The 16,780-nt window shown below is 33.1% G+C and carries 12 protein-coding genes and 1 pseudogene; 9 read left to right on the plus strand and 4 right to left on the minus strand.

The annotated features are described in order from the left end of the window. Window positions 1-22: 22 nt before the first annotated feature. Genes JC2156_RS02955 through JC2156_RS02965 form a run of 3 tightly spaced genes read left to right on the plus strand, consistent with a single transcriptional unit; the run spans window position 23 to window position 4,191 of the window. The gene (locus JC2156_RS02955) at window positions 23-1,276 is read left to right on the plus strand and encodes a glycosyltransferase family 2 protein (RefSeq protein ID WP_193785807.1); all 1,254 of its coding nucleotides are present in this window, start codon (window positions 23-25) and stop codon (window positions 1,274-1,276) included. Between the two features lie 43 nt (window positions 1,277-1,319). Next, window positions 1,320-3,344, plus strand: a complete 2,025-nt coding sequence (locus JC2156_RS02960; protein WP_006845349.1) for a cellulose biosynthesis cyclic di-GMP-binding regulatory protein BcsB — start codon at window positions 1,320-1,322, stop codon at window positions 3,342-3,344. Continuing rightward, on the plus strand, window positions 3,334-4,191 hold the full coding sequence (locus JC2156_RS02965; protein ID WP_006845350.1) for a GGDEF domain-containing protein: 858 nt from the start codon (window positions 3,334-3,336) through the stop codon (window positions 4,189-4,191). The genes JC2156_RS02960 and JC2156_RS02965 overlap by 11 nt, the downstream gene beginning before the upstream one ends. Window positions 4,192-4,332: 141 nt before the next feature. Here the strand turns inward: JC2156_RS02965 and JC2156_RS02970 are convergent, their stop codons facing one another. Then, on the minus strand, window positions 4,333-5,247 hold the full coding sequence (locus JC2156_RS02970; RefSeq protein ID WP_006845351.1) for a LysR family transcriptional regulator: 915 nt from the start codon (window positions 5,245-5,247) through the stop codon (window positions 4,333-4,335). 139 nt (window positions 5,248-5,386) lie between these two features. On the opposite strand from JC2156_RS02970, the gene JC2156_RS02975 reads away from it, so the two are divergent. Next, complete coding sequence (locus tag JC2156_RS02975) at window positions 5,387-7,018, plus strand: malolactic enzyme (RefSeq protein ID WP_274507266.1); 1,632 nt, start codon at window positions 5,387-5,389, stop codon at window positions 7,016-7,018. Window positions 7,019-7,042: 24 nt separating this feature from the next. Next, on the plus strand, window positions 7,043-8,305 hold the full coding sequence (locus tag JC2156_RS02980; protein WP_038241000.1) for a 2-hydroxycarboxylate transporter family protein: 1,263 nt from the start codon (window positions 7,043-7,045) through the stop codon (window positions 8,303-8,305). A 391-nt stretch (window positions 8,306-8,696) separates the two neighbouring features. Here the strand turns inward: JC2156_RS02980 and JC2156_RS02985 are convergent, their stop codons facing one another. The 3 genes from JC2156_RS02985 to JC2156_RS02995 are packed head-to-tail and all read right to left on the minus strand — an operon-like array spanning window position 8,697 to window position 10,244. After that, window positions 8,697-9,392 (minus strand): hypothetical protein, encoded by a 696-nt coding sequence (locus JC2156_RS02985; protein WP_006845354.1) that lies wholly within the window; start codon window positions 9,390-9,392, stop codon window positions 8,697-8,699. A gap of 9 nt (window positions 9,393-9,401) precedes the next feature. Beyond that, entirely contained in the window at window positions 9,402-10,025 is a 624-nt protein-coding gene (locus tag JC2156_RS02990) for a helix-turn-helix domain-containing protein (protein ID WP_338009591.1), read from the minus strand. Between the two features lie 3 nt (window positions 10,026-10,028). Further along, window positions 10,029-10,244, minus strand: coding sequence for an HTH domain-containing protein (locus JC2156_RS02995; protein ID WP_006845356.1), 216 nt, complete (start codon window positions 10,242-10,244; stop codon window positions 10,029-10,031). Window positions 10,245-10,441: 197 nt separating this feature from the next. Here JC2156_RS02995 and larD point away from each other — a divergent pair, with 197 nt between their 5' ends. From larD to JC2156_RS08690, 4 genes and pseudogenes are all read left to right on the plus strand, one after another. Beyond that, window positions 10,442-11,155, plus strand: coding sequence for a D/L-lactic acid transporter LarD (gene larD, locus JC2156_RS03000; protein ID WP_006845357.1), 714 nt, complete (start codon window positions 10,442-10,444; stop codon window positions 11,153-11,155). 395 nt (window positions 11,156-11,550) lie between these two features. Continuing rightward, window positions 11,551-13,008, plus strand: coding sequence for a glycosyltransferase (locus JC2156_RS03005; RefSeq protein WP_006845358.1), 1,458 nt, complete (start codon window positions 11,551-11,553; stop codon window positions 13,006-13,008). Then, window positions 13,005-13,850, plus strand: a complete 846-nt coding sequence (locus JC2156_RS03010; RefSeq protein ID WP_006845359.1) for a hypothetical protein — start codon at window positions 13,005-13,007, stop codon at window positions 13,848-13,850. Before JC2156_RS03005 ends, JC2156_RS03010 begins: the two co-directional genes overlap by 4 nt. Before the next feature lie 63 nt (window positions 13,851-13,913). Further along, a pseudogene (locus JC2156_RS08690) lies at window positions 13,914-16,780 on the plus strand (hypothetical protein); the annotation flags it as partial.

Genomic DNA, 16,780 nt, shown 5'->3' on the forward strand with positions numbered 1-16,780 from the left:
AGCATAGAAAGAGGTGACTAAAATTTCTATTTTAGATATTGCTTTATTTATTGCGATTATTTCCATTTGGGGAATTATGATTGTGAATGTTATTTTGACCATTGCTGGGTATATTTATTATTTAAATTGGACTAATACACCAGCTCCACAACTAAAGAATGAAACTCCTTTTGTTTCTATTATGGTACCTGCGCATAATGAGGGAATTGTAATTGTAAAAACAGTTCAATCACTATTAGCATTTGATTATCCTGCTGATAAATATGAAATCATTGTAATTAATGATAATTCAAATGACAATTCTGCTGAATTATTGAAAACTTTGCAACAAGTTAATCCGGATCGAAATCTGAAAGTGATTAATACCGATGCAGTAAATGGTGGGAAAGGGAAGTCAAATGCATTAAATATTGGATTAAAAAAAGCAAAAGGTTCCGTTATTTCAATTTATGATGCAGATAATACACCAGAACATGGAGCATTGCGCTATTTAGTGGCCGAATTGATGGGACATGATGAATATGGAGCAGTCATTGGTAAATTTAGGACCAGAAATAAAAATGCTTCTATTCTAACCAGATTTATTAATATTGAAACGCTATCATTTCAATGGATGGCTCAGGCTGGAAGACAACAACTATTTCATCTAGGAACAATCCCAGGCACGAATTATGTTATTCGGCGCGAGCTTATTGAAAAAGTTGGGGGATGGGATGAAAAAGCGCTAGCTGAAGATACGGAAATTAGTTTTCAAATCTACGGATTAGGGTATTTAATTAAGTTCCAACCATTGGCGGTGACTTGGGAGCAAGAACCTCAAACGATGGATGTTTGGTTCCACCAACGAACGCGTTGGGTTAAAGGAAATATTTATGTTGTGTTGAAGAACTTTAAGAAACTTTTTACTAAAGCATGTAAACACATTCGGTTTGATTTAGTATATTTTGCGTCAATATACTTTCTATTACTGACATCATTAATTTTGTCAGATATTATTTTTGTATTATCAGTTGCAGGAATAACACATTCAACCTTAACAGGGTTTAGCAATGAATTATGGTTTGTTGCAATCTTGAGTTTCATTGTGACAACATTTATTACTATTACCACTGAAAAAGGCGAGATGAAAATAAGTAACTTGTTTATGATTGTTGCAATGTATTTAATATATAGTCAGATGTGGTTAGCAGTGGCGCTATACGGGATGGTGGGATATGTTAGAGAACAAATTTTTCATAAAGAAGCCAAGTGGTATAAGACTAAACGGTATAAGTAAAAAGTTTCAAGGGATATTATTATTAATTGCTTTAATATTGGGGATGATATATGGATCCACAACAATTGTTTGGGCAGATAATAGTAATGAAAACCAAAATTTTAGTCAAAATTTTAATAATTCTAATATGACAATATCTGGTGAAACGGTCCAAGAGGATGTGTTTTTTAATAAAATGGATTATTGGGATGTTAATAAAGGAATAATTAACTTTAATTTTAAGATATCACAACTCGATGATTATAACGTTTCAGACTTAACATTATCTATGAATGGGATTAAATTCTATTCTTTTCGACCAGATGCAACGGATGATATCCAAAATAAAACGATTGATGTCCCCGTTGATTTATTGCAAGGATCGAATCATTTACAAATTTCAGGACAAATATTTAATCAAAGTGATAATAATACAACGCTTTTGGCAACACCAGCTAATTGGTTGACGGTTTATCAAGATTCAAATATTAATTTGGATTATTCATTATCTGAAGCAGATGATAAAATCAATCAATTTTATGATCATTTTACAGGTTTTGATACAGTGATAAATCAAAAATCGGCTATCCGTATTAACACTAATCTATCTGATCCAGAGTTAGAAGCAAACCTGTATGCTTTATCAGGAATTGATGGTGTAGTATCAGATAAAGGTAAAATATCGTTAATTAATAGTGATGACCAGGCGATAAATAATTATGATTATCAAATCATTATTTCTAAACAAGCACATCTCCCAGAACAATTCAAAGAAGTTGGTAAAGATTTGGGCCAACAAGAAGCGTGCATTAAAGCTATTAATGATCAAGGAAAACATTACCTAGTAGTAACTGCGAAAACGAATAAACAATTGATTAAGGCCGCACGATTTGTTTCTAATTCAGAGTTAATGAAAGAGACGCAACAAGCGAACAAAAAGATTTCACCAAAAACTGAAACTTACTTGGCTTCACCAACAAATAAATTTGTTCAAGAAATCTCATCAAATGACACGACTTTATCGGGTTCCGGTCATCAAGAGGCAACTTATTCACTTGAAATGCCAAAAGCTCGTAATAATGCGAATGGTTCGACAATTCGCCTCCATACAAAATATGCTAAAAATATTGATTTTAGTAAATCCCTAGTGACGGTTGAACTTGATGGAAAAAAGATTGGAAGTCATCAATTAACTGCCAAAAAAGCAGATAATGACATTTTTGAAATTAAAATACCAAATGGCCAAGCGCTTGGAAAAGGGTTTAATATAAAAGTTATTTTCGATATGGTAAATAACCAATCTTCATTGAATCAAACACCATGGGCCATTATTGAAAAACAATCCAAGGTTACGATCCAAACAGAGCCGATGAATAATTTGTTATTTTCTAATTATCCTAGTACTTTTATTAAGAATAAGACATATGAGCATATCGCGTTGATTCGACCTGAAAAATTGAATAGTATTTATCTTGATACACTTTCTAGTTTATTTAATGGGATAGGTAGTTATGTTGAACAGAATACCGGGCAGATAAAAGTTTATCATAAAACACCCAACAAAACACAACTAGCAAATAGCAGTATTATTGCCTTTGGGACACCTAAGGATAATCAATTTATTAGAAATTCCAATAATGATTTATATTTTAAATTTGATCATCATTTTAAAAATATTGTGTCCAATGAAAAAATGAGTTTGGAGTCCAACTATAGTCGTAAAATTGGAACGGCACAGTTGTTACGCTCACCCTATAATCAGAAACGGTCAATCTTAATTTTAACGGCTATCCATGAACAAGATGTAGCGATGGCTGCGAACACAGTTAGTTCACAGAGTGGATTATCCCAAGTTGATGGGGATGCGATTGTTATTGATCGAGATAACCAACAAAAGACATATCGTTTTAAAAAAGATATTGCTGCTGACGCCAAATTAGACCTTGACTTAAGATTAAAACGGAATCAAAAATTAATAGTATATCTTGTTGTCTTTACATTGATCCTGATTTCATTGATTGGTGTAATTATCGTCATTTTATATAAAAATGATAAGCTGAGATTTGGAAGGAATAATCATGAAAGATAATAAAAGCACCTCAATTTTAAGTGATGTTTATTTATTAATTTTTTTGGCATTGATTTTAATAACGGCGATTATGACAGAGTTATCAGGTCAATTAATGGCAAATGCAATTTATTTATTTGTCACCATGTTATTGATCTTAATAATGTATTTTTTTGGTTTGTTTATTGGGCTTTCTTTTAATTTAGTCTTTATGTTTGGGCAGGTTCTCTACATGATTTTTTTAAATTCAATTAATCATGGGGAAATAGAACTATTACAAATTTATTGGTTGATTGCACCATTAGTATTATCCTTTACTTTTTATTCAATGACTAATAGAGTGCGACAATTACAAAGTGATAATCTAGAGTTGCAAAATCGAATCATTGAACAGGGTGCTTTTAATACCAAAACCAATCTAAGAACAACGGCTGCGTTTTTAGAGGATTCAAATGTATTTACAGAAACCAGTCAACGGTTTAACATTCCTACCAGTGTTGTAGCCATTCAAGTTCGCTATTTGGAACAATTAAGAGAAATTATGAGTGAACGACGGATTGATGAATTAATTGATTTAACTACGACAGCCTTAAAACACAGTACTCGTGGTAATGATATTTCCTATTTATTAAATGATGATGAAAGTAATTTAACGTGGGCGACACTTTTATATACTGATCTTGATGGAGCAAAAATAGTTGAGGAGCGAATTAAAGATAATTTTGATCAATTATTGATTAATTCTAAATCGTTAAAGGATATTGATATTAGTTTAAAAACCGGCGCAGTGGAATACGACAATCAAGAAATGAAAAGTGCTAATGCATATATGGATGCGGCGATTAAAGAATTAGAATATGACGTTTGATAATGTAATAAAATTTTGAAATAAATTAACTATGAATTTAATTAATATTATAAAAATAAAACTGGTTGGAGGTAGATGACTTAACGTCAAAATACTTCTTTCCAGTTTTGTTTTTTTGATTAATCTGGTTAAATTAAATACTTATTGATCACTAATTTCATTTTTTGTGTTCGAATATTTTGAAAGAACTGTGCTAAACATTTGTTCTTCCGGTGTTAAGATGTGATTTCTTCTAAATGCTATACTTCCTATGAATGTTGGCTGATTCTCATCATTTAAGGGGAGTACAACTATATTTGATGAATTTGGGTTGACGATATCAGCTAATAAGGCAATACCTAAGTTTTCTGCAACCATATTCATTAAAAAATTTATATCGGAAGTTTTCATAAAAAAATTCGGTCTAATGTTATTTTCATTGGCGAAAATTGTCATGGCCTGATTATGAACAAAATTAGAATCTAGTGCTATAAATTGTTCTTTTTTCAGATCAGCGAAAGAAACACTTTCCTTTTGCGAAAGGGGATTTTTTTTAGAAACGAAAATTTTAAAATGAGCTTTTACGAATGGCTCTTGATTTAACTCTTCATGAACATTGCTATTTAGTGAACCCAATAATGCAATGTCAACATCACCATCTAGTAAAGATTTTTTTAATACATTAGAGCCTGCTTCATAAATATGCATATTTTTGATATTAAAATATTTGTCAAATTCTTTGCTGGCGGCTACGATTTTGGCAAAATAAGCATTTTTCAACATTGGTGGTAAACCAATGGTCGTAATATGCGATTTTAAGTGATTCAATTCATGTTGGGCACTACCCAATTCTGTCATAATTGAGCTAGTATGTTTATATAATTGTTCCCCTTCAGGCGTGAAGTGTAATTCAGTTTGAGCATTTCCTCTAATTACTAATTTGCTATGAAAGTACGTTTCCAATCGTTTTAATGCCGTACTAATTGAAGGTTGACTAACACCAAAAGTTTGAGCAACTTTTGTAAAACTTTTTTTATTATATAATTCATTAAAATATTCGAAATCTTCTGTTTTCATCTTAACCCCTTTAATATAGGCACTTTTGGCTGGGTGTATAAATTTATTTTATAGTATATGCTAAGTTTGACTATAAAACAATAAGCGGTGTATAGTCAATCTATTGATAAATAAAAATATTAATTTCACGGAGGAAATAATAATGAATACCAAAGGATACGACATTTTACGTAACCAATTTTTAAATAAGGGTACAGCTTTCACAATGGAAGAACGTGCAGAACTTGGATTGATTGGTGCATTGCCAAGCAAAGTACAAACTCTTGAAGAACAAACTGAACAAGCTTACAAGCAATTCCAATCTAAAAGCCCATTGCTTGAAAAAAGAATTTTCTTGATGAACTTGTTTAATGAAAACGTTACTTTGTTCTATAACTTGATGGACCAACACGTTTCAGAATTCATGCCTATTGTTTATGATCCAGTTGTTGCTGATTCAATTGAACAATACAATGAAATCTACACTAACCCTCAAAATGCTGCATTTTTGTCTGTTGATCGTCCTGAAGATATCGAAAGTGCTTTAAAGAACGCTTCTGATGGAAGAGACATCAAGTTAGTTGTTGTAACCGATGCTGAAGGTATCTTAGGTATGGGTGACTGGGGTGTTAACGGTGTTGATATTGCCGTTGGTAAATTGATGGTTTATACAGCCGCTGCTGGTATCGATCCAGCATCAGTTTTGCCAATTAGCATTGATGCAGGAACTAACAACAAAGCATTGTTGGAAAATCCTTTGTACTTAGGAAACAAGCACGAGCGTATTGCTGGTGACGAATATCTTGCATTTATTGATAAGTTTGTTGCTGCTGAACAAAAGTTGTTCCCAGAATCATTATTGCACTGGGAAGACTTTGGTCGTGCCAATGCTCAAGTTATCTTAGATAAGTACAAGAATAACATTGCAACATTTAACGATGATATTCAAGGAACAGGAATGATTGTTCTAGCAGGTATCTTTGGAGCATTGAACATCTCAAAGGAAAAGTTGGTTGATCAAACTTTCGTTACCTTTGGTGCCGGATCAGCCGGTATGGGAATTGCTAACCAAATCTTCTCAGAATTGAAGCAAGCTGGATTATCTGATGACGAAGCTCGCAGCCACTTCTATCTTGTTGATAAGCAAGGATTGTTGTTTGATGACACAGAAGGTTTGACTGAAGCACAAAAGCCATTCACTCGTTCACGTCAAGAATTTGCTAATGCAGATCAACTAACTGATTTAGAAGCAGTTGTTAATGAAATTCACCCAACTGTTTTGATTGGTACTTCAACACAACCTGGTGCCTTTACAGAATCAATTGTTAAGTCAATGGCAGCACATACTGAACGTCCAATTATCTTCCCATTGTCAAACCCAACAAAGTTGATCGAAGCCTCAGCAGAAAACTTAATTAAGTGGACTGATGGAAAAGCTTTGATCGCTACAGGAATTCCTTCTGGCGATGTTGAATACAATGGTGTTACTTATACTATTGGTCAAGGAAACAATGCTTTGATTTATCCTGGATTAGGATTTGGTCTAGTTGCTGCAACAGCTAAGTTGTTGACACCTGAGACTATTTCAGCAGCCATCCATGCACTTGGTGGACTAGTTGATGCTGACGAAGCTGGGGCAGCTGTATTGCCACCTGTTTCAAATCTTACTGAATTCTCACAAAAGATTGCTGAAGTTACAGCGCAAAGCGTAGTAGATCAAGATCTTAACCGCGAACCAATTGCAGATGTTAAGCAAGCAGTTCAAGACGCTAAGTGGTCTGCAGAATACTAATTAGGGTGTAGAAAATTGGAAAAGATGAAAAAAATTAAAATTAGTGGTGTCAGTTTACCATTGTATATACTGATGTTAGTTGTATTGTTTGTAACAATCGCACTAAAGAAATTACCACTAAATATGCTAGGGTTAACATTAATGTTGGTGTTACTTGGTCACCTATTTTACTACCTTGGTAGTATCATACCTGTGGTTAAGTCATATCTTGGTGGAGGATCAGTTTTCACGATCTTCGCCGCAGCTGCTTTGGCAGCAACAGGAATTATTCCAGCCAATGTCGTAGGTGCTACTAAGACCTTTTTAAATGACCAAGGATTATTGGACTTTTATATTGCCACATTAATTGTTGGATCTATTCTAGGTATGAATCGTAAGTTGCTTATGAAAGCTGCTGTAAGATTCATTCCGGTATCTCTAATCGCCATGGTCGCAGGGTTCTTCTCTGTTGGTTTGGTTGGAAAGTTATTGGGACTAGGATTTGGTCATTCAGTAATGTTCGTTTCTATGCCAATGATGGCTGGAGGAATTGGTGCAGGTGCCGTTCCTTTGTCTCATATTTACTCTCAAGGATTAGGCGTAAGTTCAGCATCAATGTTTTCACAGTTGATTCCTGCCGTTACCTTGGGAAATGTCCTTGCAGTTATTGGGGCAGCCTTGATTTCTAAAATTTGGGCAAATACTAAGTATGATGGACATGGTGTTTTGTTGCCAATTAGTGAAGATGAAAAAACTGAACCAATCAAAAACCTTGATGCAACACGCATTGGAGTTGGTATGTTGGTAGCCTTTTCATTCTTCCTAGTTGGTACCATCTTAAACAGCTTTGTACCAAAGGTTCACGCTTATGCTTTTATCATCATTTTAGTTATTTTAGCTAAAGCATTTAACTTAGTTCCTAAGCACTTAGAAGAATCAGTTGTTATGTTCAACAATGTTATTATGGGTAATTTGACACACGCCGTATTGGCTGGTATCGGATTAGCTTTGATCGACTTAAATGTTTTGGCACAATCATTGACTTGGAAGTTTGTTATTTTGACACTAACTAGTGTTATCGTAATGGGTCTTGTAAGTGCTCTAGTTGGTAAGTTGTTTGGACTTTATCCCGTTGAAACTGCAATTGCGTCAGGAATGGCCAATAACAGTATGGGTGGAACTGGTAATGTCGCTGTTTTGTCAGCTTCAAACCGTATGAGTATGATCGCCTTTGCTCAAATGGGTAACCGAATGGGAGGAGCCATCGTGCTAATCCTAGGTGGAATCTTAATTCAATTCTGGCATTAAAAAATGCTACCTTTTCTTAGTAAGATATAATGATTAGAGTTACGATCACTTATGCTCAAATGAGCAAGCGACTGGGGAGCAATTGTTCTAATTCTAGGATAATTCCTAATTAAATTTAGACATTAAAAATATTATATTTTCTCATAAGAAATAAGTAAAAGAGCTGTAAATAATATATTTACAGCTCTTTTTTTATATAAATAATATTATCTAACAAAGAATAGAGTAGTACGAACTCACTGGAGGCTCTTTAAAAGTTGAATAAATCTTGCAATGAAAGGTACTTTAATCAAAATAAAAACTGATCGGAGATATTTGGCAGCATGCCAAAATATTTCTGATCAGTTTTTGTATACTTTTAAAATTAATAAATGATACCAATAGCTTAGTTTTATACATCAAAAATTTCTGGATTTTTTTCTTTTGTAATACGTGTCATAAATTCACGTAGATATAAGCTGTCATTAAAATCTAGTTGGGGCTTAACAAAGATTTGATGGTCTGGATCAATTGATTTATCAACAAAAAGGGCGGTGCTGACTAATACATCAGGTTTTACTACATAGCCCATTGTTTTCTGAGTAAAAATTTCAATATTAAAATAAGGATCTAAGATTTCTTTTACATGAATTGTAAAAATTTGTTCAGCAAAAGATGTCGCGTCCATCTTAACAAGAATATTGATTTTAGGATCAAAATAATGATGTGGGAAAATAAGCAAAAAGGCCATCGCATTAAACATAATGGAGGTATTTAATTCAGCCTCAGTTAAATCAGTATTATTGGGACGAGTTAGTTCACTGATACCATGAAATAATCCAGCATCCATATTATTACCGAAATGATCCATATCAATGTTGGAAACGGTGAAACTCAAATCATGGAAGAGGTTTAGATGAAACTGACCAGCAATAACGGTGGCCAAAAATAATTCACCAGCGGGGGTACTAAAGTCGATTTTGACATTGGTCCGACCTTCAACAGCCATAATATATTTAACGATTTTTTTATAAAAAGGATGATTTAGCGCCTTGAGTTTTACAAAAATAATTTGGGCTCTATTACCTGATGAATATGCATCGCTCATTGACTTAAACTATAAGATGACAAAGTTTAATTCGGTATCATTTAAGTCGAAATTATTATTTAGGTAATCGTATAATTCTTGATCTCGATCATCTAAGATTAACAAATCTAATAAATCCTGATTAATCTCTTTTGGGTCAATCAAATTATTAACGATAATTTGCGAAAGATTAGTTCCAAAAATGTACATTAATTCATTTAATTTACCTTCGTTAAAATCAATGGAATAAATAGTACCAATCCGTAATGCTAAATTTCGCATACTTTTTTGAGAGATATTAGCAAATGGCCATTGTAAACCTCGATAATTTCGCCATAGAAAGGTTGCTAATCCAAAACGAATTTTAATTGAATCTCCGTTTAGGGTTAATGAACCTTTTGAAATTAAAATAGATACACCATATTTCTTCATGTAACTATTGAATTTAGAGATATTACGTCGAAGGGCGGTCTCACTGATATAGTTATCGTAACAAAATTGTTTAACGTTGATTTCACGATTAACTAAAAATTGTTTACTAATAATCATTGCAATGGATTTATCGATAATTTTACAAAACAGATATTGAAAGTTGATTTGATTACCAGTAAAGTAATAAAGGTTGTTTTCTTTCTTTATTTCACCATAATGAATATTTTAATCAGTTTCATTTTCTTCTGCTAATTTAGCAACTTCATTGATTGATTCGATGTATTTATAAATTGTTCGGCGACTTAATTGGAAGTATTCTTGAATTGCTGATATGTCCATGCCATGATGGTGGTCAGCTATAATTTTTAAAATATACCCCTGATGATGAATGTCACTACTATAAATGTCAGCCGCAAAATGTTTAATAAATTCTTCAGGCATTAAAAACTCCTTAAGTTGATGATTATATAAATATAATTATTGTTTATTTTTGGCTTGAAATCAAGCATTTGGACCTAAATGAAACAAAACGTTAACTTATAGGAAATAAAGTTTTAATTCCATTATACTATTTACTTTATTGAATGTATTGAGATATAATAGTAGGGTTGTCGATATTATACTTTTAGGGAGTTAAAATGATACATAATTTATTAGCTGAGTTTTTAAGCACCGCTTTAATGATTGTTTTTGGGGTTGGCGTCCATTCGGACGTAGTATTGAATAATACTAAGTACCATGGGTCAGGGCATTTATTTGCAATTACTACATGGGCGTTTGGTATTTCAGTGGCATTATTTATTTTTGGTGGGGTTTGTATGAATCCAGCCATGGCCTTGGCACAGAGTATTTTAGGACTTTTGCCTTGGTCTTCATTTATTCCGTATAGCTTAGCAGAATTAGCTGGTGGAATCGTTGGTGCAATTATTGTTTGGATTATGTATGCTGATCAGTTTAAAGCCTCTGAAGGCAAAGTTGATGCAGTAGACATTCGTAATATTTTTACTACATCACCAGCTATTCGTAATTTACCTCGTAATTTTTTTGTTGAAGCTTTTGCAACGTTTATTTTCATTACAGGAATTTTAGCTATTGTTCAAGTTAAAACTGAAGGATTGTCAGCAATCGGGGTTGGATTGTTGGTTTGGGCAATCGGTATGGGAATTGGTGGAACGACTGGGTTCGCGATGAACTTAGCTCGAGACATGGGACCACGGATTGCTCATCGGATTCTACCAATTGCTAATAAAGCGGACTCAGACTGGAAGTATGCTATCCTGGTTCCTGGAATTGCTCCTTTCGTTGGTGCAGCGTGCGCAGCAGCATTTGTAAAATTCTTTTTACATATCTAAAAAGATAATTATTTCAACATTATCTTAGTTAGATTGCAATTTATTCTAAAAATTTAATTAATGCTCCATAAATTATTCTCGTTTTTTTAAAACGTTAATAGTTTATGGAGCTTTTTTGTATAACCATTATTTTTCAAAAAAGTTACAAATATGATATTAAGATACGATTTGTTTGACAAAGAAGTTTTGTGATGGTTACTTTTAGTAAGTTTAAAGTTCGAATTAAAGCTTATTTCAAGCCGTTTGAGGAATATTATTTCAAAAAATGTAAATAAATATGCAAAAATAGATTAATCAGAAAGGCGCAAATAATGTGTAGTTTTTTGAAAGAAAATATTCTATCGCTCGCGTTATACTTATCACCAATAAGAATATTAGAAATTAGGAGTTTCGTTATGAACTTTTTTGTTAATAAGGCCATGGGTCATGGTAATAGTGGAGTAGAGCATGCTCAATTTTACAGAGCCGATAGATTTAGAGAAAAGCAGATTCCCTTTAAATTTATTTTTAATGAATTGTTGCCAAACCTTCATCAGCATATGAAGGAATGGAACTTAAAAGAATCAGAAGTAATCAATGTATTTGATTTCTTAATGAGTGATAACCCAAATGAGTACGCTCTAAATGGAATAAAAGAAACGTATGAGTCAGAGAATGATACCCTTTGGGATCTTACGAACACGCAGCGCATCATTAAAACTAAGACTAGCTCTGGGTATAAAATGACAACGCTTCGAAATAAAATCTATTCAACAGAAAAAGAAATTTATTTAGTGAGTGATGATCGGATTTTCTTAGAGAATGGGAAACATAAATTAACCTGGAAAGTTCGTGATGATAAAGATTTAGGAAACGTTATGGAGTCTATCCACTTAGATGAATTTAATGGAGCTAACTATTTCTTTAACACTTTTGAAGAAATGCTTTCATTTTTTTATACAGAATTAGAAAAAATATTTGAGAATAATACCTATATTTTGGACCGAGGTTCAGAAAACGAAGAGGCTCTAGTTGATCTACGAATCAAAGGGCATAAATTTCATTTAGTAGAGATTATGCATGCTGCACATTTATCTAATTTTATTGATGGACATCCAGTGTGGAACCAATATTACCAATATATGTTTGATCATTTGAAATGGATTGATTATGTTGTCGTTGCGACTGAATTGCAAAAAAAGGATATGCAGAAGCATTTAAAAATGGCGAATTTACCATATGCCAATAGAATTATTAATATTCCTGTCGGTGGTGTAAAACATATTTCACCGGCTAAAAAATGGAATAAGAAACATACCATGAAGCTTGTCACAGCTTCGAGGCTACATGAAGAAAAACATATTTCACATATTATTCGGGCAATTAAAAAGTTAAAAGAAAACGCTTACGATGTAACTTTAGATATCTTTGGTGCAGGGGCAGAGCATGATGAATTAGCTGCTTTAATCAAAGAGCTAAAATTAAGCGATATTGTAACGTTAAAAGGCTTAAGCCAAGATGTTGTGAAAGATATTGCTCCTTATGATGCGTTTGTTGGTGCTTCTTACTCAGAAGGCTTTGGATTAACATATATTGAAGCAATTAGCGATTCTTTGCCAATTGCCTCGTATGCTAACCTCTATGGCGCTCAAGAATTAATTACGGATGGTAAAAATGGATCGTTAGCTTCATTTGATAGAAACGCCAGAGATCAAGATGAAATTCAAAAGAATGTTGATAATCTAGCTGCTTCCATTGAAAAGATATTTAAAAATTATAATAAACTCTCAATTGGTGCGCGTGAGGTTGCTGAAAAATATCAAGCAAAAATTATCGCTATCAAGTGGGAAGTTCTAATGGGTGAATTGAAATGACAAAAAAAGTAGAAGTAATTAATTCTTTGGATTATTTAAATTATGAAGGAATTAAATGGCAAATTGAAAATGTTATTAGTGGTAAAAGCGACGAGCTATGGATTGCAACACCACATGAAAATGCAGCAAATATTTTATCGACATATGGGCTAGACATTAAAGATAAGAAAGTTTTCGATATTTATACCAATCAATATTTGAAGCCGATCTCTAAAACAGATGGAATCTGGTGGACTGATCTAAAGGTACCAAATCAAGCTCAATTGGTGGTGAGTGATAAATGGACTAAATCATTAACAAGTCATGGTGAAAAGTTAGCTGAAATCCGATGGTTTAATGATGGTAGTAGAATCGTACAAGCTGTAATTTGGCTCAATGAAAATGGCGATATTGACTATAAAGATATTTATAGAAGAGATGGATCTTTGTTTGCTAAACAATACTATAGCGAAGGTCATATCTTACAATCTGATTTTTATGATCAAGATGGGTTAAAAGTTGTTACTAGTGATTTTTATTTCGAAAATGCGATTAACATGGTGTTCCATAATAATAAAAAATATGCGAACTCAAATGATTTTATTAAAGTATTACTGAATGATAAGCAAGGTTACGAATTTAATATTTCTCAATTAGGAAGAGAACTTAGCTTTATTTCAGATAATAGTACCTTAACCTTTATTGACAAGATAATTGATGATGATAATTCAATTAAGGGGAATATCTACAATCTATTAGATGCTGATAATCATAAAATAAAAAAAATTAAGTTATCTACGCAAAATTATCACGAACTTCAAACTAGAAATCTACTCAGCAACAAAGTCGATAAGATAAGCTAATAACACTTATCTTGATATTTAATTAAGTTATAACAAATAAGCATTTAAAAGGGATTATAGGGTATGAATAATCGTAATAATAATGATAAGTTAAAAATATTAAAAACTAGTACGATTAAGTATCGATTGTACAAATTTGGAAAAGACTTAGTCAATGGTTCTAATAAGACAACCGGTACCAAGGATGTAGAACAAATCGCTGCATCGGATCATACTAGCTCTAAATTAGTGTTAGGGGCTTTATTGTCCTTAGGTGCTGTTTCGACAACGGTTGCAGCCACCAACTCGGCTCGAGCTGATGGGGATGTTAAAAACAAGGTTAAAAGCTCTGACAAAGATTCTTCGACTCTAGCGAATAAAGATCATTCCATTATTGCTTTAACGAATAGTGAAGATAAAACTAATCCTGGGATTGATGTGACACCTGCAAAAGTTATTTTTAATAAAGAAACTTTTAAAAAAGATGATGGTTCTGAAGCTTCACCTTCTCATGAATTTAGTATTGATACTAAAACTGGTGATGCAAATTTGTTATATCCACCAGAGGTTGATGGATATTATCCGGATGTTAAAAAATCTGCATTTTATCTTACGGAATTTGCTGGTGTCCCACTTTATTTGCATGATATCATTGAGGCAGCAGACGTTAAAAATCCGGATGGTACGCCCGCTTCTAATTGGAAAGAATTTATCACTGATGCTAATTCAGGTGGACTATTAGGTCTTGGCTTTGGTGAAGATGCAACGGATAATGGATTTACCATTGACGTAGTTTACTCTAAGGGACAATTTACGTGGGATAAAGTCAAGGATCAAACTTATAATTCTTCAGATAAGAATGCTGTTAAACCTACTCTTGAAGATTATATCAATCCACAGAGTATTAAAGAGCCAGATGATGAGAAAACTGATTTAACCAATTTGACAATGGATGCCTCTAAAGTTAATTATCAAAAGCCCGGTACTTATGATGTCTATATTAACTATGTTGACCGACAATTGATCAGTCATCAACAAACTGCGCACCTAACAGTAACTGCTGGGGAATTTAAGTGGGGAAGTCCAAAAGATCAAATTTATAATTCAGCTGATCCCAAAGCTGAAAGGCCAAAAGCTGAAGATTATATCGATGTAAATAGTATTAAAGAACCTGATGGAAAAGCCTATGATGAGAGTAAATTAGAGTTTGATGATCAGCTTGTTGATTACAAAAAAGCGGGTAAATACACCATTATTATTAGATACACTGATGATCGGGGTGAAGTGCATGCTACTACGGCTACGTTAACCGTTCTTGGAGCATTCTCATGGGATGAGCCAAAAAATCTAACTTATGATTCAGCTGATCCCAATGCTAAAGTGCCAAAAGCTGAAGATTATATCAATGGAAGTAGTATTAAAGAACCAGATGGACAAGCTTATGATAAGGATAAATTAAAGCTTGATGACGATGGAGTTGATTATAGTAAAGCTGGAGAATATACAGTTACTATTACATATACTGACGATCAAGGGAAAGAACATACTGCTACGGCGACAATAACGGTTCTTGAGGCGTTTGCCTGGGATAATCCTACTAATCGGACTTATGATAAAACGGATCCCAACGCTACAAGGCCAACGATTGACGATTATATCGATGTAGATAGTATTAAAGAACCTGATGGAAAAGCCTATGATAGGGATAAATTAGGATTTGATGACGATGGAGTTGATTATAGTAAAGCTGGTATATACGAGGTTACTATTACATATACTGATGATCAGGGTGTTAAACATACTACTAAGGCAACTATTACTGTTGTCGAAACGTATGCATCTAATTCAAATAGTTTATCAAATTCATTATATGATAGTGAGAGTACATCAGCATCTGGTTCAAAGCATATTTCTGAATCTACTTCTAAAAACATAAGTGGGTCAAATGAATCTGATAGTAAATTTGCGTCAACTTCAAAGAATAATTCAACTTCAACGAGTGATGCTACTTCAAAGTCAAATTCAATCAATGATAGTGATGTTTCTAAGAGTATTAATGATTCAGAATCAACAAGTAAGAATATTTCGAATTCGAATAATTCAAAGAGCAATGATGAGTCAAATTCGGCTGCTACTTCAAAATCTAATTCTGTATCAAATCCTAGTTCCAATGATTCAAGATCTGCATCAGTTTCAAAGAGTGATTCAGAATCTACGTCAACTTCTAATTTAAAGAGTAATTCAGATCATTCTGATAGTGTTTCAGTATCAGATTCAAAGTCTACATCAATTTCAAATTCATCGAATGAATCAAATTCAAACTTTTCAGATAGTGCGTCGATTAGTGCATCAGATAGTGCATCTAGTTCAATTTCAAAGAGTAAGAGTACTAATGAAGATTCTAAGAGTGCATCAGCTTCAACTTCAGATAGCACATCAACTTCATTGATTAAGCCGAATGATCCAAGCGCATCAAAAAATGCGTCAAATAGTACTAATGAGAGTGAATCCATTTCGAAGTTTGCATCAAATTCTGATAATGAAGATTCTAAATTAAGTGTAGACTCTCAAAATAAATCAAATTCAAATAGTAAGTTCGATTCAGATGGTGATGTCGATGCATCCCAATCAGCATCGAACTCAAAAGCAACTTCAAAAGATGGATCTAATTCAGATTCATTGAGCGATTTAAATGCATCAAAGAGTGCATCTGTTTCAGATTTAGGTTCAGAATCACTAAGTAAAGATATTAGTGATTCAGCGTCGACTTCAAAAAATGATTCTGAATCGACTTCAAAAATTATCAGTGATTCAAATGCATCTGATAGTAATGCCGCTTCAAATTCAAAGAGTGTTTCAACTTCAACGAGTTCTGACACTTCAAAGTCAAATTCAATCAGTGATAGCGATACTTCTAAGAGTATTAATGATTCAGAATCAACAAGTAAAGA

This window comes from Weissella koreensis KCTC 3621 (genome assembly GCF_000277645.1).